Annotated in this window: 14 protein-coding genes and 1 pseudogene; 1 reads left to right on the forward strand and 14 read right to left on the reverse strand. The window is 66.7% G+C overall.

All coding sequences use genetic code 11. From position 1 onward, the window contains the following. Positions 1 to 7: 7 nt before the first annotated feature. From B7G54_RS16030 to B7G54_RS16055, 6 genes are all read right to left on the reverse strand, one after another. Positions 8 to 1615: an acyltransferase domain-containing protein gene (locus B7G54_RS16030; protein ID WP_085039934.1), complete on the reverse strand. Its 1608-nt coding sequence runs from the start codon at positions 1613 to 1615 to the stop codon at positions 8 to 10. Then, the gene (locus B7G54_RS16035) at positions 1597 to 3021 is read right to left on the reverse strand and encodes a TolC family protein (RefSeq protein WP_425266493.1); all 1425 of its coding nucleotides are present in this window, start codon (positions 3019 to 3021) and stop codon (positions 1597 to 1599) included. Before B7G54_RS16035 ends, B7G54_RS16030 begins: the two co-directional genes overlap by 19 nt. Before the next feature lie 3 nt (positions 3022 to 3024). Further along, positions 3025 to 5247, reverse strand: a complete 2223-nt coding sequence (locus B7G54_RS16040) for a peptidase domain-containing ABC transporter (RefSeq protein ID WP_085039936.1) — start codon at positions 5245 to 5247, stop codon at positions 3025 to 3027. 11 nt (positions 5248 to 5258) lie between these two features. Then, positions 5259 to 6530: an HlyD family secretion protein gene (locus tag B7G54_RS16045; RefSeq protein WP_085039937.1), complete on the reverse strand. Its 1272-nt coding sequence runs from the start codon at positions 6528 to 6530 to the stop codon at positions 5259 to 5261. A gap of 164 nt (positions 6531 to 6694) precedes the next feature. Beyond that, positions 6695 to 6937: a hypothetical protein gene (locus tag B7G54_RS16050; RefSeq protein ID WP_034190058.1), complete on the reverse strand. Its 243-nt coding sequence runs from the start codon at positions 6935 to 6937 to the stop codon at positions 6695 to 6697. 734 nt (positions 6938 to 7671) lie between these two features. Then, a complete protein-coding gene (locus B7G54_RS16055) occupies positions 7672 to 10158 on the reverse strand; it encodes an AsmA family protein (protein WP_085039938.1) in 2487 nt (828 codons plus the stop codon). A gap of 398 nt (positions 10159 to 10556) precedes the next feature. Between B7G54_RS16055 and B7G54_RS16060 the strand changes: the two genes are divergently transcribed. Continuing rightward, positions 10557 to 12359, forward strand: coding sequence for an alkaline phosphatase D family protein (locus B7G54_RS16060; protein WP_085039939.1), 1803 nt, complete (start codon positions 10557 to 10559; stop codon positions 12357 to 12359). A gap of 144 nt (positions 12360 to 12503) precedes the next feature. Here the strand turns inward: B7G54_RS16060 and B7G54_RS16065 are convergent, their stop codons facing one another. The 8 genes and pseudogenes from B7G54_RS16065 to B7G54_RS16105 all read right to left on the reverse strand — a co-directional run bounded on the left by B7G54_RS16065 (position 12504) and on the right by B7G54_RS16105 (position 19942). Further along, entirely contained in the window at positions 12504 to 12650 is a 147-nt protein-coding gene (locus B7G54_RS16065; protein ID WP_085039940.1) for a DUF3096 domain-containing protein, read from the reverse strand. A 626-nt stretch (positions 12651 to 13276) separates the two neighbouring features. Beyond that, the gene (locus B7G54_RS16070; RefSeq protein ID WP_085039941.1) at positions 13277 to 13789 is read right to left on the reverse strand and encodes a low affinity iron permease family protein; all 513 of its coding nucleotides are present in this window, start codon (positions 13787 to 13789) and stop codon (positions 13277 to 13279) included. Positions 13790 to 14510: 721 nt separating this feature from the next. Continuing rightward, complete coding sequence (locus B7G54_RS16080) at positions 14511 to 15059, reverse strand: type 1 glutamine amidotransferase domain-containing protein (protein WP_085040085.1); 549 nt, start codon at positions 15057 to 15059, stop codon at positions 14511 to 14513. A 90-nt stretch (positions 15060 to 15149) separates the two neighbouring features. Further along, a complete protein-coding gene (ligD, locus tag B7G54_RS16085) occupies positions 15150 to 17888 on the reverse strand; it encodes a DNA ligase D (RefSeq protein ID WP_085039943.1) in 2739 nt (912 codons plus the stop codon). A gap of 24 nt (positions 17889 to 17912) precedes the next feature. Then, complete coding sequence (gene ku, locus B7G54_RS16090) at positions 17913 to 18905, reverse strand: non-homologous end joining protein Ku (protein ID WP_085039944.1); 993 nt, start codon at positions 18903 to 18905, stop codon at positions 17913 to 17915. 39 nt (positions 18906 to 18944) lie between these two features. Beyond that, on the reverse strand, positions 18945 to 19448 hold the full coding sequence (locus tag B7G54_RS16095; RefSeq protein WP_085039945.1) for a DUF421 domain-containing protein: 504 nt from the start codon (positions 19446 to 19448) through the stop codon (positions 18945 to 18947). 108 nt (positions 19449 to 19556) lie between these two features. Beyond that, positions 19557 to 19721: pseudogene (locus B7G54_RS16100) on the reverse strand (catalase); the annotation flags it as partial. 59 nt (positions 19722 to 19780) lie between these two features. Further along, entirely contained in the window at positions 19781 to 19942 is a 162-nt protein-coding gene (locus tag B7G54_RS16105) for a DUF1328 family protein (protein ID WP_027792525.1), read from the reverse strand. Between the last annotated feature and the right edge of the window lie 22 nt (positions 19943 to 19964).

Here is a 19964-nt window from a genome sequence, read left to right on the forward strand (position 1 = left end):
ACGGCCGTCAGGCGAGCGCCTTTCCCTGGTTCTCGTAGACGAAATCGACGATCTGTCCCATCGCCTTGAAGTCGCCGCTGCGGAAATTCGCGGGCAGCGGCGGCAACGCATAGCGCGCCGTGATCCGCTGGATGATCTCCGTCTGCTTGACCGAGTCGATACCGAGTTCGGCTTCGAGCTCGATCGATTCGGAGAACACCTCGGCCGGATATTCCATCGCCTGCGCGTAGATATCGACGAGCTCCGAGAACAGCCGCTCGCGCGGCACGTGCGCGGGCCGCGCCGCTGCAACCGCCGCGGGCGGCGCAGCCGCCGTCATCGGCTCACCCGGCGCATGCGGTGCCGCCGGCACCGGAACCGGCGTCAGCGCCGCCCCGCCCACTGCCGCGAGGCGCGGTGCGGGTGCGAGGATCGGGTCCGGCTGCGGCGCGAATGGCGTCGCCGCCGGTGCGGCGCCTGGCTGCACCGCGGCCGCCGCGTCGAACGCGTGACGCAGTTCGCCCTTGAGCCAGTCGACGAGGTGCGGTCCGCGCGCGCGCCAGAACGCGTCGAAGCCGAAGCTTGCGTTGCCGGTGCGGATATCGTCTTTCATGATGCTGTCCTCCTGGAAATAACGGATGATCGTCGTGACGACGCTCGATTCCTCTGCCACGTTCGACGGGCCGCCGAACGTCCTGACCGCGCCCGGCCCCGCGATGCGCACGACGATGCGCGCCAGCGCATTGAGCGCGCCGCACTCGACGTAGCGGGCGATGCCGTCTGCGCGCGCGGCGCGAATCGCGTCCGCGAAGCGCACCGGCATCACGAAATGCGACGCGAGCCGCATGCCGGGATCGTCGGCGCCGCTATAGCGGCGGCCGAGGATCGGCGAATACACCGGAATCTCGAGTGCGCCGGGCCGATATTCGGCAAGCCGCGCGGCGAACTGCGCGCGCGCGCCGGCCAGATCGGGGTGATGAAAGCCATATGGAGACCTGAGCGTCTGCGCGGTCACGCCTTGCGCCGCGCAGATCGCGACGAAACTTTCCAGCGCGTCGCGCGGGCCGGACACGACGGTCTGCGACGCGTGGTTCTCGACCGCGATGCAGACGTTGCGCACCCCGTACGTGATCGCGCTCGCGTCGATCAGCGCGAGTGTCGCGTCGGCGCCGGCCGAAATCGCGGCCATCATGCCGTCGGCCGGCGCTGCGGCCTGCAACGATGCAATCCTGTCGCATACGATCCGCGTGCCCTGCTCGATCGAATACATGCCGCCGCACACCAGCGCCGCGATCTCGCCGAAGCTGTGTCCGATCAGCAGGTCGGGGACGACGCCGCGTTCGCGCAGCACGCCGAACATCCCGACCGATGCCCCGAAGATCCCGAGCTGCAACAAGTCGGGCGCCTCGCGCAGCCACGTATCGAGCCCCGCATCGTCGCGCCACAGCGCACCGGTCAGCGGATGGCCGAGCCGCTCGCTCGCAACCGCGTCGATCGCGTCGAGCGTCTGCCGCACACTGCGGTGTTCGCGCCCGAGTTGCCGCAACGCGCCCGCATAGAACGCCCCTTGTCCCGGGAACAGGAACGCGCAGCCGCGCGCTTGCGCGTCGCCCGCGTTCAACCCGCGTCGTTCCATAATCCCAATCTCCCAAGGCTCTCGGCCAGTTTCAGTCTCGCGGTGCGCCACCTCGACACCGCGAGCACCCGCTGCCGGCGCGCATCCGCGAGCGCCGACTGCGCATTCAGCAGTTCCGTGAACGTGCCAACCCCGGCCTTGTAGCGGCCGCGCGCGATGTCGAGCGAATGCAGCGCGGTGTCGAGCAGATGCTGCGAGTTGTCGAGGTTCGTCGTGTCGGTCTGCAGGCTCTGGTAGCTCTTCCACACGTCGAGCGACACCTTGAGTTCGGTATTGCGCACGTCGGCTTCCTGCGCATCGGCCTGCGCCTTCGCCTCCGCGATGCGATACCCGGACGCGAATCCCTCGAACAGCGGAATCGAAATCTGGATGCCGACCGAATTGCTGTGACTGCTCTGCAACTGGAACAGCGACGGCTGCTGCTGGTATGACGGGTTGTTGCGCGCGAGGCTGCCCATCAGCGAAATCGTCGGCAGCGACTGGGCGCGCACCGCGCGGATCTGGTCGCGCGCCGCTTCGAGCCGCTCGCGTGCGGCGATCAGCTTTGGGTGATCGCGCTTCGCTTCGGCGATCAGGTTTGCGACGCCGCGCGTGAAGTCGTCGCGATCGGGCGACGGCTCCGCATCGGCGATGCGCAGCGGCGTATCGGCGTCTGCGCCGAGCGTCGTCGCGAGCGTGCCGATCGCGTTCTGCAGGTCGCCCTCCGCGCTTACGCGATCGAGCAGCGCCTTGCGATAGGTCGTCTGCGCCTGCAACGCGTCGCCGAGCGTGCCCGCGCCACCGTCGTGCCGCGCGCTTGCTTCGGCCAGGCTCTCCTGTGCGGCATGTTCAACCGCCTGTGCCGCCTCGAGCGCCGCCTGCGCATCGCGCAGCGCATAGAACGCCTGCGCTGCGTCGTAGAAGACGCTCTGCAACGCGTCGTCGTGTGCCGCATTGGCCGCGCGCAGCAACGCACGCGCACGGTCGAGGTTCGCGCCGCGCTTGCCGAAATCGAACAGCACCCAGCTCAGGTTGAGCATGCCGTAGCGGCTGGTGCTGCGCTGATCGCCGGAAAAACCGCCTGTATAGGTCGTGTTCACGTTGTCGCGCTCGATCCCGGCCGTCGCGTTCAGCGTCGGCAGGTACGCGGCCTTCGACACGCCGACCTCGGCCGTCGCCGCGCGTGCGTCCGCCCACGTGCGGCTCAGTTGCGGATGGGAGCAGATCGCCAGCAGGATGGCGTCCTCGAGTGCGATCGGCCGGTCGTCGAGGCGCCGTGCGCCGCACGCGGTGGCCGATGCCATCGACCCGGCCTGCGTCGCCGCGACGTCGTCGCGCGTGCGATAGACGTCGAGCATCTGCGCGCCCGCGGGCAGTGCGGCGGCAAGCGCAACGGTGGCCAGCACGAGGGCGAACGATCGCTTCATCATCTAGCGCCCCGCCACCGGCTGTACCGGATCGGCATCGTGCGGCGCCGGCCGAGTCGCGGCCGGTACGCCCGCGTGCGACTTCGCCGCGGCCGCCGCGCGCATCGCCGCGGTCGACTGATCGAGCACGACCTTCCCGCCCTGCAGCATGATGACGCGCTGCGCGGACGCGATGGTCTCCGGCCGGTGCGCGACGATGAGCCGCGTCATCGCGAGCTGCGTGACGGCCGCATTGACCTGCATCTCGCGCTGAATGTCGAGATGGCTCGTCGCTTCGTCGAGCACCAGGATGCGCGGCCGCTTGTACAGCGCGCGCGCCAGCAGCACGCGCTGCTTCTGGCCGCCGGACAGTACGGTGCCCATGTCGCCGACGAGCGTGTTGTAACCCATCGGCATCGCCGCGATGTCGTCGTGCACGGCCGCGATGCGCGCGCATTCGGCGACCCAGTCCGGGTCCGCTTCCGGATCGAAGAAGCTGATGTTCTCGGCGATCGACCCCGCGAACAGCACGTCGTCCTGCAGCACCGTGCCGACCAGCGCGCGCAACCGCTCGATGCCGAGCCTGGCCACGTCGAGCCCGCCGATGCGCACGGCGCCGCCCGTCGGCTCGTGAATCCCGAGCAGCACGCCGATCAGCGTCGTCTTCCCGCAACCGGACTGCCCGACGATCGCGACCGATTCGCCGGCCGCGATCGTCGCATTGACACCGTCCAGCACAAGCGGCTCGCCGTCCGCATAGCGGAACGACAGCCCGTCGATCTCGATGCTCGCGTCGAGCGTGACCGCCTCGCCCGGCACGCTGCGCAGGCTCGCGTCGGGTTCCGCTTCGGTGAACACGATGTCGGCCAGCCGCTCGCCCTGCAACTGCAGCATCTTGACCTCGAAATACTTGTCGATCAGGCTGCCAACCCGGCTGTCGAACTGATTCTTGTACGCGTTGAACGCCATCAGCACGCCGACCGTGAACTGGCCGTCCATCACCATCCGCGCGCCGAGCCAGATGACCAGCACGTTCTCGATGCCGAACAGCAGCCCGTTGAGCTGCTGGTAGAAGATCTGCAGCTTCTGCACGTGCAGGCTCGCGTTGACTTGCTCGACCAGCAGCGTGATCCAGCTCGCGCGACGCGCCGTCTGGCGGTTGAACAGCTTGATCGTCTTTACGCCGCGCACCGTTTCGAGGAAATGGCTCTGCTGCCTGGCCGCGTGCACGATCTGGTCCTCCGTCGCACGCCGCAACGGGCCGTACCACATCCAGCGGGCGAGCGCGTACAGCGCCATCGTCGCCATCGCGACGAGGCCGAGCGTGCGGCTGTATACGAACATCATCGCCAGCGTGACGAGCGTCATCAGCCCGTCGATCACCGCACCGAGAAACGACGTGGTCAGCGTCTGCTGGATCGTGTCGATCGAGCCGAAGCGCGACACGACGTCGCCGAGATGGCGGCGTTCGTAATAGCGCACCGGCAGGCTCAGCAGATGCGTGAACACGTTCGCCCGCCACTGGATGTTGAGCGTGACCCCGACATACATCAGCGCCCACGCGCGAATCGCGCCGGTCGCCTGCTGCATCAGCAGCAGCAGGCCGAAGCCGAGCGCGAGCACCGTCAGCAGGTCGCGATCGGCGCTGACGATCACTTCGTCGATCACCCATTGCAGGAAGAACGGCTGCACGAGCATGAAGACTTCGAGCGCAATCGCCAGCACCAGAATCTGCGCGAGCGAACGCGACAACCCCGACACCGGGCCCAGCAGTTCGCGCAGCCTGACCGCCGGCCGCGCCGCGCGCGGCGCGAAGCCGGCGCTCGGCCACAGCTCCAGCGCGACGCCAGTAAACCCGCTCGAGACATCGGCGAGCGGCACCTTGCGAATACCGTGCGACGGATCGTGGATCGTCGCGGTCTTGCCGTTCACTTCCTTCAGCACGACGAAGTGGTTGAAATTCCAGTGCAGCAGGCACGGCAGGCGCAACTGGCCGAGCTGCGCCATGTCGAGCTTCACCGCACGCGTGCCGAGCGACAGTAGCTGCGCGATCTCGATCACGCGCCCCAGGCCCGCCCCCTTCAGCGAGACGGGAAACTGCGCGCGCAGCGTCGCGAGATCCATGTGATGGCCGTGATAGCCGGCCACCATCGCGAGACACGCGATGCCGCATTCGGCCGCTTCGGTCTGCAGGACCATCGGCAGCTTGCGGCCGAGGCCGAACGAGAGTCGATCGAGTAATCGCATGCGTGCGCCCGTCAGAGTTTGCCGGTCAGGCTGTAAAGCGGCTCGAGCACCCATTCGTACAGGCGCCTGCGTTCCTGCAGGATGTCCGCCTGCAACGTCATGCCGGCCTGCAGCGGTTGCTGCGCGCCGTAAGCGGTGACGTGCTGCGCGTCGAGCGCGACGATTACGCGGTAGAAAGTCGCGTCGCGCCCCTCTCCCGGCGTCGCCCCCGGGCCGCCGTCGTTCGCGAGTTCAGTCGCCGACAGCGCCGTGCGAGCGATCGACATGACCGTGGCCCCGTACTGACCGAATTTCTGATAAGGGAACGCCTGATAGCGGACCAGCACCGGTTCGCCGACCCGCACGAAGCCGATCGCCGTGCTCGGCACGAACAGGTGTGCCTGCCAGCGCGCGCCGCCCGGCACGACACTCGCGAGCGGCCGCGACGTATCGACCGACTGGCCGACGTCGGCGATCGCGGCCGTGACGACGCCCGCCTCCGGCGCCGTGACGACGATCCGGCGCTTCGCCTCGCTTTCGATCAGGTTCTGGTCGACGTCGATCACGTTGCGGTCGATCTGCGCGAGCTGGTTCTGCTGCTTGAAGCCGAGCCCCGACAGTTCGTTGCTCGCCTCGGTGATCGACTGGAGCGTCGATGCACGGTCGCGCAGCAGCCCGTTCAGCTTCGATTGCTGGTCGAGCAAGTCGGCCTCGCGCTGCTGCGCCTGGTCCTTCGAGATGTAATCCTGCGCGAGCAGGCCGCGATAGCGCGTCGCGCCGTCGGCCGCGATCGACGTGCGCAGCCGCTGGGCCGCGAGCTGGTCGTCGATTTGCGCGAGCGTGCCTTTCAGGTTCACGATCTTCGCGCGCAGCGTGTCGCGTTCGTCCTGCTGCAGGCTGCGGGTCTTGTCCATTTCCGCGAGCAGCGACGCCTTGCGCTGCCGCGCCTGCGCGATCAATGCGGCCTGCGTCGCGCCTTGCGCCGCGCTCAGCAAGTCGGTCGACACCGTATAGAGCGTCTGCCCGCGCGTCACGCGCTGCCCTTCCTTCACGTCGCGCTCGACAACGATGCCCGGCTGCAATGCATAGACCTTGACCAGCCCCGCATCCGGCATCACCACGCCGGAGACCGTCGTGCGCCGCGTATACGTACCAAACGTGAAGAACAGCACCACGCAGGTGGCCATGACCATCGCGACGACCGTCAGCAGCGTCATGGGCAGGGGGTGCACCAGCACGATGTCGCCCAGCACCCGCATACGCCGAGCCTGTGCCGCTTCAGAACGAAAGAGACCGAACTCCATTTTCACCAACGTGTCGCCAAATATCGGTATCGACGTCCATTCCGCTTCCACGCGTCGGAACAGGCGAAAGCGATCCGGTATACAAAGAAGACCCGTGCATACCGGATCGTCAGTTCCATCATTGGGAGACGCGGCGGCTACCGCGTCGCCTCAACGCGGGCAACTCAGTACTGCGGGCCGCCGAAAAGGCCGTCCAGCAGGTTCACCGCGGCGGTCGTGATCGTCTCGCCGATGTTGTATGCCTGCTTGACCGGTGCGGCGAAGATGCCGAACGTCAGCGCATTGCCGATGCTCTCCGCGGTGCTGCCGCCCCATTCGATGATGTTGCCCAGTGCCGACGGGATGCCCGGGCCGCTGTAGTAGCCGCCGGAAACTTGTGCGATTTCCTGTTGATTCAGTTCTTGCATTGCATTTCTCCAGTTTCAAAATGCTAGATAATCCATCTAGCGGGGCATCGAACAACGCCGCAATTGCGACGCAGATCAACACGTTAAATAGATTTAAACTTTCGAACGACGTGACATATCGACCAGGCGGAATTAAATAAATGCATCAGCCCTGCTCAAATGGCGTATAAAATCCCGTCGGCCGAGATGAATCGGTCGCTCTTTCTCAGCAATCGACAACCGGACGGCAATTCAGCGGCAATATGCGTGCATTCTCCGTCCCGCCCGGCGTCCGGCTGAAAGACGCCGAGTACGCCGAGTAACGGACGCGTAGATGCCCCGCGCATGGATGCCGCGGCACCCGCACGTCATGGAGTACGAAGTTTCAACGAAAAAGACTGCCCGACCGAGAATAATCGTGTGCCAAATGCCGCTCACCTAATCAACGAAACGTCATTGGATGGCTGGTCGACATCAGATTTCACCTCGGAGATTCTTACAGCACTGAATCCGACGGGCCAATGATCCGTCACTTTTCCGGCGCTCTTTGTACGATACCGCACCATCTGGCAAACCAGATATTTTGAGGATTGACGGAATTTCCGGCTCACATACTGGCCGCCCTGATCCGAGTGGAACAGCAATGGAAGAATTGCATTAAGACCGAAGTCAACGAAAATTGCGTACCAATTTAAGCTTGACGCCGCCCCGCAGCCGCATGGGCATGCGGAAAAACCGCTCGAGGCAAGGCAGCGTTACCGGCCGTGAGAGGACGCCCGGTTCGACCGCTCCGCCTGCCCGGGTTCGGCGCTGGCCGGCGCGGAAGCCGCCGAGGCCGACGAAGCAGCCGACAGCGCGTTCATATACGCCGGTGCAGGCTTCGCCTTCTGCCGGATTCCCGGCGGTGGCGCCGTCGGGCGCTGCTCCATGCTGGCCAGCATCTGCTGGCACGGCAACGGGCGGTTGCGGCCCGGCTGCAGCAACGCGAGCAGACTCGCGAGCGGATTCAGCAAGCCCAGCCCGATCGCTGCCCCGCCACGCGCGATCAGCGCGCCGGCCTTGACCCCGACGTGCGGCTGCTTGAAGGAGCCGGTGACGTACAGTGGCGAGCGTAGCGATATCACGCGGAATCCCTTGGTATGGGGATGGATCGTGAGATTCATGGTCTCGTCTCGCAGGTTCACGTTACCGTCCATTCCGATCACCGCATCATCGGTGTCGAGCGCGAACACGCGCGAATCGAGCACGCCATTGGTGACCACGAAGTCGGCCACGCCGCAATTGATCCTGACGTCGCGTGTGCCGAACAATTTCTCGTACACCACGTTTGCAACGTTCAGCCCGGCGGCTTCCATCAACAAGAGACTCACCGTGCCGTCGGTCACCAACGTCTTCACTTCCCCGTTGGAAGTCGCTGCGAGTGCCGCCGGCGAATTGCCGGTGGCCGACAACGCGGCATCGCCGTTGACCTCGCCGAGCGCCGTTTGCATCACCGTGAATGTCGGGAACAGTTGCTTGAGTTTCAGATGTCGCGCCTGCAGCGAGAATCGCCCTTTGAGCGGCACGCCGCTGCCGTCCAGGTGAATGTTCGACGCAAGCGTCCCGCCCGCGACACCGAAGTTCAGCGGGTCGAGCGTCAGCACACCGTCATGCATGATGACGTGGGTCGACAAGTCGGTAATCGGCAAGCTCGAAGTCTTGACGATGCGCCGCCCGGTAAATCGAACATCGGCGTCGACCTTCTTCCAGCGGTCCGTGCGGAACGGCTCGACCGGCAACGCCTTGTTCGCGGGCTGCGCGACGGCGGCGCCCCGCCGCGCCTTGCTGGCATTCGTGTCGGCGCCGATGAGCGGTGCAAGGTCGGAGAACTGCAGCAGCTTTGACACCAGCGTACCGGACAAGAGCGGCCTCGGCTCGCGCGAAACGTACACCAGCGTGCCGTTGAGATCGCTGCCGCCGACGCGTCCCGTGAAGTCCTCGTACTTGAAGACGTTGCCGGACGCCCGGAACTGGCCGACCAGTCGGCCGTCGGTCGCATAAGGCGGGGTTTCGGGCAGGGTGATGCCCGTGACTTCATACAGGTGAGCCATGCTGGTGCCCGCGAGCCACAGTCGGAGATCCACCGCTGCCAGGTGAGACGGATCGGTCAGCGTGCCGACGAGCGCCAGGTGCGTATCGCCAAAGCGCAAATCGGCCTGAACCGGAAACGGGTGTTGCGTACCCTGCACCTCCAGCAAATTGCCGATCTTGCCGGTGCCGACGACCTTCCCCTTCTTGTAGGTCCCCTTGACGGTCCAGCCGATCGTGTAAGTGCCAACGCCGGCAGATGCTGCGGGCGCCGCGCCCGCCGATGCGTTCGCTGCCGCGGAGGCCGTTGCGCCCGGTGCGGCAGCCGCGGGTGCGCTCGACGCCGCCGGCAGGCCAGATGCAGCCGGAGCGATCGCGGTGCCGGACGTCATCGCTGCAGCATGCGACGCAGCGGCCACCGCTTGCGAGGCCGCTGCCGATGCGCGGGACGCCGCTTCGGCACCCGACGCAGGCACCACCGGTTGCGTCGAACCGGCGTGCGCCTGGGCCGCGAGCTTTTTTTGACCTGCCGGCCCGACGGCCTGTGCCGATTCGTGGCGCGCCGACGCCTCCTGCTGTTTCACCACCGCGCCGAACGGAATCGGCCGGCCGAGCGTGTCGATCACGGCGCTCAGATCGAATTGCTTTTGCTGGTCGTAGTAGCCGAGATTGCCTTGGGCAAACGCGATCTCATGCAGGTCGAGCGTCCATCGGCCGCGATGCGCGGGCTCCTTGAGCTTGATCGTCCAGTTGACTCGCCCGTCCCTGAGGCGTTCGAGGTCGACGGACGGATTGACCAGATCGATGGCCGGAATCACGATTCGGCGTGCCATCAGCGGCAGCGCCTCGACTTCGAAGCTGATCTCGTCCAGCGTGACGAAATGCTTCGTGCGCGCCCAATCCGGGTTGGCGATCGTGACATTGCGTGCGCTGAATCGCGGCCATGGCACCCATGCACGCCAGCCCTGCTCGCTCACGGGCCGACGCCACCCGATACGGAGGTCGCCGTTGATGGCGAACTGCCGTCCGATCGCGTCGGATACCTTGTCATCTACCCAAGGCCGGGCTCGATTCCAGTCGAACGTCACCATGAAGACAACCAGCGCTGCAAGCGCCAGCGTGACGATAACGGCAAGCCACGCGGCCGCCTTGCCGACGGTGTGGCCGATGTGCATTTCTCACTCCCCCGAGTTTGCTGCACCGTATCGAGCAATTCGTGTTCCTGATTACGCTTCGAATGGGCGGGTCTGACGATATCGACGCGCAATCGCGGTCGACTTGTCGAACGCTTGCGCGAGCCATGAACGGGTGCCGCGACGCCAGGTTGCCGGACGATCCGCGACATGAGCAGGGACTTCGAGGGATTGCAGAAAAGGCGCACTCCGCCAGGGGTTGCGTGCGTGAACTCGAAATGGGGTTCTCACGACTTTTCAGGTGTCGATCTTCGCAGTAATGTTCCGGATCGACTGCTCTACCTGCCCGCGCAGTGTGGCAGTGGCACGCTTGTGAACGAGAGAAGCAAACGCCTGCGGCCGTGCTTCCCGCATCCACGAGATGTCGATCGGGAGGATCGATGGATCGTCGCCATTTCCTCAAGTCGTCGGCCTTTTTTACCATTGCGGCTGCCACCGCCGCTCACTGCGCGCCGCGGGCGGGCCTGGCGGTCAGCGCCATGCGCGAGAACCGCTATCGATTCCCGCAAGGTGTCGCGAGCGGTGATCCGCGCGATCGCTCCATCGTGTTCTGGACGCGATGCGTACCGGTATCGCCGGATGCTCGGCATCATGCAAAAGGCGCCGTGCGCGCGGTACCACTACGACTGGAAGTGTCGACGCTGCCGGATTTCTCGACGCTCGTCGCCAGCGTCCCGCTGACGGCGCTGGCCACCTACGACTTCACCGTGCGCGCGAAGGTGACGGCGTGCTTGCCGAAGACGACCTATCACTACAGGTTCGTCGCCGGCGACGACGTCAGCATGACGGGCGTCGCGCGCACGGCGCCGGAGGCAAACGAGGCCAACGAGCAGGTTCGCTTCGCGTGGCTCACCTGCCAGGACTGGAGCGTCAACCACTGGCAGGCGATGACGCTGCTGGCTGATGAACGCGATCTCGATTTCGTCGTGCACGTGGGCGATTACATCTATGAAGCGGTCGGAACCACTCCCCCCGGCCGTGCCGAGCCCGCGCATTCGCCGCTGCGCTTGCCCGACGGCAAGCTGCTCGCGGACGGTCGCGCGTATGCCGATTCGCTCGAAGACTACCGGACGCTCTATCGCACCTATCGTACCGATCCGCGCCTGCAGACGCTGCACCAGCGCCTGCCGATGATCGCGATCTGGGACGACCACGAATTTTCCGACGACTGCTGGCAGGACCATCAGGTCTATACCAACGAGGAGCGGCAGGAAACCCGGCGGCGACGCAGCGCCAGTCGCGCGTGGGCGGAGTACATGCCGGTGGATTGGGGCGATGTGCGCTTCGAGCCGGACCATCCGTCTTACACGAACATCCGCATCTACCGTGATTTTCGTTTCGGCATGCTGATGCATCTGGTGATGACGGACGAGCGGCTGTATCGCGACGACCACGTCGTGAGCGAGGCCGCTGTCGCGCGCGCGCGTGGGCACGACCCGGTGCATGGAGACGACGCAGCCGGCTCGCGCTACTTCGTCAAGCAGGACGTGCTGCAACGTGACGAGGCGCGCGATACGGAGCAGCTTGGTCGCCCGCCGTCGATGCTCGGCCCGGAACAGACACGATGGTGGAAAGACATGATGAAGGGCTCGCCGGCAACCTGGAAGGTGTGGGGCAACGAGGTGATGTTGAACCGCCTGTGGTTGCTGATGCCTGGCGCACCCAAGACACCGGCAGCCCGCCTCGTGGCCGATTGCGACGCCTGGGACGGCTATCCCGCGCACAAGCACGAACTGCTCGCCTACTTGAAGGACCACGAAATCCACAACGTCGTCGCGATCACCGGGGATCTGCATGCATTTCAGTGCGGCGTCGTGCGGGACGATCCCGATCCTGCGACGGGGATACCGGTGATCGTCGATTTCGTCTGTGCCGGCATCAGCAGCGCATCCTTCTATTCGTACCTGAAAACCGCATGGAAAGGTACGCCGCTCGCGTCGATGGTGGCCACCCCAGCCCGGCTGGACAGCTTCCTGATGGCGAACAACCCCGATCTGTGCCACGCCGACCACGACGCACAGGGTTACGCATCGGCCACCGTCACGCCGGACCGTTTTTCCGTCACGTTCAACAAAGTGAAGCCGCTGAACCCGGACGGAACCGCGCCCGCGGATGCGCTGCTTGGACGCACGCGATTGACCGTGCCCAAGGATTCGGTCGAGGTACGGGTCGAACACATCTAGATGCCGACGCGCCCGAGCTCGTTGCCGAAGACCGTATAGCCGCCGCTTTTCCTCATTCCCGCCTGTCGACGCGTATCGTGCCTTCCCGCACATTCGCGTGAGTGACCCGGTCCGGTCGTGCACCGGGCCATTCCAGGCCGCTCGTCAGTGGAAATGTCCTCCGAAAAGTCCGAGCAATCCTATGACGATCAGGTAGATTGCGACGATGTAATTCAGCAGGCGCGGTACCACCAGAATCAGAATTCCGGCGATCAGCGAGACCAATGGACTCAAGTTCGCGAATACGTGCATGGCATTGCCCCTTGACAATAGATCGCGACATCGCCGAGTGGAGCGCCTCTCCTTAAACACCGGAAACAATGCCGCCTGGAAGTGCATGCGCTGTCCATTGACATCCGGCTACCTGGCCGAGACAAGCGCTTGACCCGGAGCATGCCGACAACGGATCTCCGGGTACCGGGCAAACACGCCGCCGGCGGCCGCGGACCGTACTGCACCAACTTGTGCTTCTTGGCTGCTCGCTTTCAACGCTGCACGCGATTCCCCGCCCATACGGAAGATTGTTTGCCGACACAGGCGAGGTGAACGACGGAGATTCGTCGTGCAGCGTTCAATTGCGGATCGGAGCGATTTCCGTACCTGGCTCAACGCGCGCTGCGTCGATTCTTCGAATTGGCGGCCTGCGCAATACGGGCCGGACTACCGGCAAACGCCGAACTGCTCCGGCGAAATGCGCAACAGCGCCATCGGCCACACCGCAAGATTCGGCGCGCTCGGCACGGCGGCTTGCCGAGCGCGCCGACGAACGTGTCGCCCAGCCCCCCGTTCACGCGGCGACGCCGGGACAGAAATGACAAGCACTTGAAAAATCGTCCGCGGATCCCGTACCGGCCGTTCCGCAGTCGCGCTGCCGCCCGTCAGGATTCAGGCGAATGACCGGCCCGCTTGCGATCGCGATCGGCACCCTGTTTTTCCTCCCGGGCGGCCACCCGCTTCGCCAAGTCGAGGTAGGTCTGCGCCATCGCGCGCAGTTCTTCCTCCGACGCGTCCTCGATCCCGATCAGCCGGTCGCTTGCCGCGTGCGTGACGGCGACGAGTTCGTCGAGCTTCAGGTGCATCGCGACGCTGTCGCGATTCTGGTTGCGCTGCAGCAGGAACACCATCAGGAACGTGATGATCGTCGTCCCGGTATTGATGACGAGCTGCCACGTATCCGAATAGTGGAAAACCGGCCCCGTGACGAGCCACAGCGCCGTGACGGCCACGGCGCTGCCGAACGCGATTGGCGAACCGGCCCACACGGTCACGTGCGACGCGAACCGTTCGAACGCGCGCGTGACCGGATGCCGTACCGTGACCGCCCGCGGATCGGCCGGGGGTCGGTCGTGCGCGCCCGACCGGACGCGGGATGGATGGTTCGCTTCACGCATGGGCGCCTCCAGGAGACGGATGTCGATTTCGGCGCACGCGCAATGGCACGGGGTTCGATCCCGCGTGCGGGCGCCGCCGACTAACGAGCAGCTTGCGTGCCCGGTGACCTTACGCGCGCCGCACGGCACGCCCGCGCGGACCGCGTCGGCCCAGCGCCGCCCCACGTCGAGCGGCGCGTGGCGGCCGAACGGGCGCGACCGTAGCCGAAGCGCACGCCCAGCTCGACGTCGAGCGCGCCCCGTGCGGGCAGGCAGGCTCGCCGGCACGGATCCTGGGTCACGACGCATACGTGCGCTGCCGATGACGAACACACGATGCATTCACCGCCGTCGCGCCGGCTCGTGCCATCACATGGCGCAGACGAGCCGCGTTTGCGTTTCACGACCACTCTTCAGGCGGCAACGACCCACCGTCGTCCTCCCACAACGGCTGGCCCGTCTCGCCGCCGCTGCCTGCGGTCACCGGCCCGCTCCTCGTTTCCCGCTCCCGAGCCGGCCGTGTGCCGCGCGACGTCGCCCTTGCCTTGCGCGTCCGCGTAGGCGTCACAGTGTGCTGCGCGCCACCACGCCCGTCGCCGATCGATTCGGCCTCCGTCGTCGGCCGTCCAGTCGAAGCCACGCTCATGATCTTCTCCGGTATGAATGAAACAGCAGTCGATCCGCAAGATCGATGCCTTCCCCGGGCAAGCGGCATGACATGACGGATGGCGGCCGGCACGGTTCACGCCCCCGGTTGCGCCAGCGAGTCGATCAGCGCGCCGTTGAAGGCGGGCAGGTCGTCCGGCTTGCGACTGGTGATGAAAGGGCCGTCACGTACGACTTCCTGGTCGACCCACTTGCCGCCCGCATGACGGATGTCGTCCTGAAGGCTCGGCCAGCTCGTCATCGTGCGGCCTTCCACGAGACCGGAGGACACGAGCAGCCAGCCACCGTGGCAGATCGCCGCGATCGGCTTGCCCGCACCGACGGCCGCCGTCACGAACTCGCGCGCGGCCGGCACCATCCGGATCGCGTCGCCGTTCACGACGCCGCCAGGCAGCACGACCGCGTCGTAATCGCCCTCGCGCGCATCGTCGAACGTGCGGTCGACCTGCACGCGCTTGCCCTTCTCGACGTGCCTGAAGCCCTGGATCTCGCCGCGCTTCTGCGAAATCACGTCGACCTGCGCGCCTTCGGCTGCGAGTGCGCGCTGCGGTTCGACGAGCTCCGCTTCCTCGAAGCCGTCGACCGCGAGGATTGCCACCTTGCAATGAACCAGCCTTCCGCTCATGAGGCCCTCCGTCAGTGACGCGGCACGGGACGTGCCGCGCCGGTGTCGCAGCAAGCGGCGTGCCGCTGCATGCGGGCGACGATGGCGCATTCACGTTTCTGCACCCAGCCGCGCACGCATCGACGCGGTGATGCGCTGACGCGCCTGCGCATAGCCGTCCCACGGATCGCGCGTCAACGTGTCGAGGCGCTCATGGAGCGTATCGATCGTCCACTGTGCGCCGCCCGTCGTGTCGGGCACCTCGTCCCAGTCGAGCGGCACCGATACGCCCATGCCGGGCCGCGCGCGTACCGAATACGCGGCGATCGTGCTCGCGCCGCGCCCGTTGCGCAGGTAGTCGACGAAGATCTTGCCGCGCCGATGACGCGGCCCCATCGTCGCGGTGAAACGGTCGGGCAGCGCACCCGCGACGTGCTGCGCAATCGCGCGCGAGAAATCCTTCACGTCGTCCCAGCCCGCATGCCGCGTGAGCGGCACGACGACGTGCAGCCCCTTGCCGCCGCTCGTCTTGCAGAACGAGACGAGCCCCAGCTCGTCGAGCAGGCCGCGCACGAGCTGCGCAGCGTCGATCATCGCGCGCCACGGCAGCGACGGATCCGGATCGAGGTCGAACACGATGCGGTCCGGCCGCTCGATGTTCGACGCGTGCGCGTTCCACGTGTGCAGCTCGATCGTGCCCATCTGCGCGGCACCGAGCAGCGCATCGACGCTGTCGATCGACAGAAGCGGCCCGTGGCCGGGGTCGAGCCCTTCGTGCTGCGTGACGAACGGGATCTCGCGGCGCTCTGCGTGCTTCTGGAAGAACAGTTCGCCGGCGATGTCGCCCGGTGCGCGCACGAGCGACACGGGTCGCCCCTTCAGGTCCGGCAGCAGCCACGGCGCGACCCATTGCCAGTAATGCGCGAGGTCGATCTTGCGCGTGCCGCTCTGCGGATCGAGCACACGATCGGGATGCGTGATGCGCACGCGGCCGACATGATCGGCGGCGGCCGCGCCGCGCGTCTTGCCGGAGGACGCGGACGACCGCGCGCTGCGCTTGCGGCCAGGCGCCGTATCGGTATGCGGTGCGTGCGAGGGTTGGTCGTGCGCTGCGCGGGGTTCGTTCATCGTCGCCTCCGTTTCGGTTTGCTGCGGCACCTCGCGGACGATCCGCCGCGCCGGCTTGTCTTCGCGCAACGCGACGAATGCCGCCTGCCGCACGATTCCGCCGCCCGTCCATTCCGCGAATTCGCATTCGGCGACGAGCGTCGGCTCGACCCAGTGGACACGCGTGCGGGACCGTTCGCGCGGCGGTGGATCGAACGGCGTCGTGCTGCGTTCGTGCTTGCGCAGCGTCGCCGCGAGCCGGTCGAGCAGACGCGTATCGAACCCGGTACCGACGCGGCCGACATAGCGCAACGGCGGCGCGCCGCGTGGCCGCTTGCCGCCCGCGCTCGTGGCCGGCTCGTACACACCGAGCAGCAGCGCGCCGAAGCCATGCCGGCTGCCCGACGGCTCGGTGTAGCCGCCGATCACGAACTCCTGCCGCCGCCGGCATTTCAGCTTGATCCATGCGGACGAGCGGCCGCCCCGATAGCGTGAATCCGCGCGCTTGCCGATCAACCCTTCGAGCCCCGTGTCGCACGCGTGCGTGATCAGCGACGCAACGTCGTCGCCGAGATCGGGCGAGTAGCGCAGCCGTGCGGGATCGCTGCCGGCGAGCAACGGTTCGAGCAGCGCGCGACGCGCGGCGAGCGGCGCATCGCGCAGGTCGTATCCGTCGAGAAAGGGCAGATCGAACACGAACAGCGTCACCGCGTCCGAGCGGCCCGCGCCGAGCGCGATCTGCAGTGCCTGGAAATCGGGCAGTCCGTTCGCGCCCAGGACGACGGCCTCGCCGTCGAGCCACGCGTTGTCGATATCGAGCGCCGCGAGCGCATCGCGCTGCACGCGCAGTTTCGCGGTCCAGTCGCGACCTTCCCGCGTCATCAGCGTGACGTGCCGCCGCGCACCACGGCCCGCGATGCGGGCAAGGATCCGGTAACCGTCGAATTTCACTTCGTAGCGCCAGTCTTCGTGTGCAGGCGGCGCATCGACGAGTGTCGCGAGTTGCGGCGTAACGCGGTCGGGCAACGCACTACGCACGGCGCCTTCCACGCGAGACGGGTCGGCCGGCACAGCGACGGCCGGGTCGTCCTGCGGCCTGTGGGCAGGCTTCGCGCGCGTGGAGCGCGCTCGATCGCGATGCACGCTGCCCGGCTGCTGCGCGACGACATCGAAGCTTTCCGCATCGCGCGCATTGTCGTCGCGTTCCTTGATCAGCAGCCATTGCTCCTGGCGCTCCTGCCGCCGCCCGCTACGCACCAGCGCCCAGCCGCCATGCAGCTTCGTGCCGTCGAGCCGGAACGTCAGCTTGCCCGCGCGATAGCCGTCGCGTGCCCGGGCAATGCCACCGTCGGGCGTCCACGTGCCCTCGTCCCACACGGTGACCGAGCCCGCGCCGTAATGTCCGGCCGGGATCTCGCCTTCGAACGACGCATATTCGAGCGGATGATCCTCGACATGCACGGCCAGCCGTTTCACCGACGGATCGACGCTCGGCCCCTTCGGCACGGCCCACGATTTCAGCGTGCCGTCGAGCTCGAGGCGGAAGTCGTAGTGCAGCCGCCGTGCATGATGTTCCTGGATCACGAAGCGCAGCGGCCGGGCCGTGCGCGCGGACGGTCGCGCCTTGGGTGCCCTCTCCTCGTTCGCATCGGCGTGCGCGCGGCGGCGCCCGTGCGTACCTGCGGGTTCCGGCGTCGCATCGAAGCGGCGCTTGCTGCGATAAGGTTCGAGCTTGCCGGCCATCGTGTCACCCTCCATCGCGCGCCGTCACGCGGCGTGCTTGCGGCGCGCGGCGGTCTTCTTCGCCGCCTGCGTGCCGGTCGCGCCATGCTTCGCCGCCGCGCGCTTCGCCGGTGTCTTTGCCGCGCCTTTCGCGGACGTCTTCGCCGCCGGCTTGCGCCGCGCGCCCGTGGCAGGCGAAGGCGTCCGTGCATCCTCGTCGTCGTCCGCGCGTGCAGCACGCGCACCGCCGCCCTTCAGGCTGCGCTTGAGCAGCTCGGTCAGGTCGACCACGTTGGTCGCCGTGCGCGCTGTCTGCGCGGGCCGGTCCTCGATTTCCTCGATCCGGCCCGCGCGCACCTTGCGATCGACCAGCTCGAGGATGTCGTCGCGGAACGTGTCGTGATACTCGTCGGGCGTCCACGATCCCGACATGTCGTCGATCAGCTTCTTCGCCATCGCGAGTTCGCGCGCACTGACGCCCGCGCGCTTCGCGTCGTCGGCCGGCACCGACAGCTCGTCGAGCGGGCGCAACTCCTCCTGCCAGCGCAGCGTATCGAGCGCGAGCAGCGGCCCGACCGGAATCAGCGCGCCGAGATGCTGGCGGTCGCGCATCACGACGTGTGCGATGCCGATCTTGCCGCTATCCTTCAGCGCGTCGCGCAGCAGCGCATAGACCTTCTCGCCCTTGCGGTCCGGCACGAGGTAGTACGGCGTGTCGAGATACAGGAACGACACGGCGTCCTCGTCGACGAACGTCACGATATCGACGGTCTGCGTCGATTCGGGGTTCGCCGCGCGGATCTCGTCGTCGGTCAGCACGACATAGCGCTCCTTTTCGTACTCGTAGCCGCGCACGATGTCCTCGCGCGTGACTTCCTTGCCGGTGCGCTTGTTGACCTGCCGGTAGCCGACCGGATCCATCGAGCGCTTGTCGAGCAGCCGGAACGACGGCTTCACGGTGCGCGTGGCCGGGAACAGCTGCACGGGCACGTGAACGAGCCCGAAGCTGATCGCGCCTTTCCAGATCATGCGTGTCATCGAGGTCCTCCTTGCGGCGTCCGTCGCCGTATGCGACCGTCAGGGCTTCCGGCAACGGCTGCGCCGCACGATGCTGACGTGACCGTTGCGCTCCAGGATCGCCGCGTCGACGTCGGACAGGTCGTTCGCGCCGAGCGCCTGACGCACGCTTTCGCGTATGTCCGTCGGCGTGATCAGGGCCGCGCGCATCTGCGCGTCGTCGAAGCGGCCGTTGCGATACACCTCGCGCTCCGCGCCGACCAGCAGCCGCTCGAGTCGGCCCGAGCGCACGCAGGCCCAGCCGATCATGCGATGCAGCAGCGCGATCGCGAGCGACGCGGCTACCGTCGCCACGAACGGCGACGCACCGACCACCGCGCGGCTCAGGATCGCGCCGAGCAGGATCCCGACCACGTAGTCGAACGGCGAGCGCTGGCCGAACGCGCGCCGCCCGGCGATGCGGATCAACACCAGCGCGACCACGAACACGACGATCGCCCGCAGCACCATCTGCCCGGGGCCGAGCATCCGGCCTTGTCCGAACAGCGCGACGACGATGTCCATGATCGCGCGGCGCTACGCCGGCAACGCGGCGGCCTGCTGCTCGCGTGCCCCTACGCGATGGCGGCCGATGTGGCCGGACAGCACATTCAGGACTGCGTCGAGATCGACGGCCTGCCCGACGTTGATCGCCTGCCGGTGCATCGCATCGCGCGGGTTTTTCGCGAACGGGCACACCGGCCGGTTGATCGGGACTTCGCGGAAGTTCGGCCCGCCGAGCCGGCTCAACTGCGTGTCCGTGTACAAGAACAGGCGCCCCTGCAGCAGCGGATCGTTCGAGATCGCGCGCGCGTGCTCGAGTTCCGCGATGCGCTGCGACCGGTCGGGCGCGCGGCTCATCGTCGCACGACGCCCAGCAGCAGCGTGACGAGGAAGATCACGACGAAGATATAGAACAGGATCTTCGCAATCTCCGCCGCGCCGGCCGCAATCCCGCCGAAACCGAACACGGCCGCGACGATCGCGATGATGAAGAAGATGATGGCGTATCGAAGCATGGGGCCCTCCTGGATGACAGCG

Origin of the sequence: Burkholderia puraquae (genome assembly GCF_002099195.1) — a bacterium.
GTDB classification, from domain to species: Bacteria; Pseudomonadota; Gammaproteobacteria; order Burkholderiales; family Burkholderiaceae; genus Burkholderia; species Burkholderia puraquae.

What these genes read in the sequence shown, in the direction of transcription:
- B7G54_RS16045 (WP_085039937.1), bottom strand. Translation starts at nt 6,530, where the DNA reads ATGGAGTTCGGTCTCTTTCGTTCTGAAGCGGCACAGGCTCGGCGTATG.
- B7G54_RS16030 (WP_085039934.1), bottom strand. Translation starts at nt 1,615, where the DNA reads ATGGAACGACGCGGGTTGAACGCGGGCGACGCGCAAGCGCGCGGCTGC.
- B7G54_RS16105 (WP_027792525.1), bottom strand. Translation starts at nt 19,942, where the DNA reads ATGCTTCGATACGCCATCATCTTCTTCATCATCGCGATCGTCGCGGCC.
- ligD (WP_085039943.1), bottom strand. Translation starts at nt 17,888, where the DNA reads ATGGCCGGCAAGCTCGAACCTTATCGCAGCAAGCGCCGCTTCGATGCG.
- B7G54_RS16060 (WP_085039939.1), top strand. Translation starts at nt 10,557, where the DNA reads ATGGATCGTCGCCATTTCCTCAAGTCGTCGGCCTTTTTTACCATTGCG.
- B7G54_RS16035 (WP_425266493.1), bottom strand. Translation starts at nt 3,021, where the DNA reads ATGAAGCGATCGTTCGCCCTCGTGCTGGCCACCGTTGCGCTTGCCGCC.
- B7G54_RS16080 (WP_085040085.1), bottom strand. Translation starts at nt 15,059, where the DNA reads ATGAGCGGAAGGCTGGTTCATTGCAAGGTGGCAATCCTCGCGGTCGAC.
- B7G54_RS16050 (WP_034190058.1), bottom strand. Translation starts at nt 6,937, where the DNA reads ATGCAAGAACTGAATCAACAGGAAATCGCACAAGTTTCCGGCGGCTAC.
- ku (WP_085039944.1), bottom strand. Translation starts at nt 18,905, where the DNA reads ATGACACGCATGATCTGGAAAGGCGCGATCAGCTTCGGGCTCGTTCAC.
- B7G54_RS16070 (WP_085039941.1), bottom strand. Translation starts at nt 13,789, where the DNA reads ATGCGTGAAGCGAACCATCCATCCCGCGTCCGGTCGGGCGCGCACGAC.
- B7G54_RS16040 (WP_085039936.1), bottom strand. Translation starts at nt 5,247, where the DNA reads ATGCGATTACTCGATCGACTCTCGTTCGGCCTCGGCCGCAAGCTGCCG.
- B7G54_RS16095 (WP_085039945.1), bottom strand. Translation starts at nt 19,448, where the DNA reads ATGGACATCGTCGTCGCGCTGTTCGGACAAGGCCGGATGCTCGGCCCC.
- B7G54_RS16065 (WP_085039940.1), bottom strand. Translation starts at nt 12,650, where the DNA reads ATGCACGTATTCGCGAACTTGAGTCCATTGGTCTCGCTGATCGCCGGA.
- B7G54_RS16055 (WP_085039938.1), bottom strand. Translation starts at nt 10,158, where the DNA reads ATGCACATCGGCCACACCGTCGGCAAGGCGGCCGCGTGGCTTGCCGTT.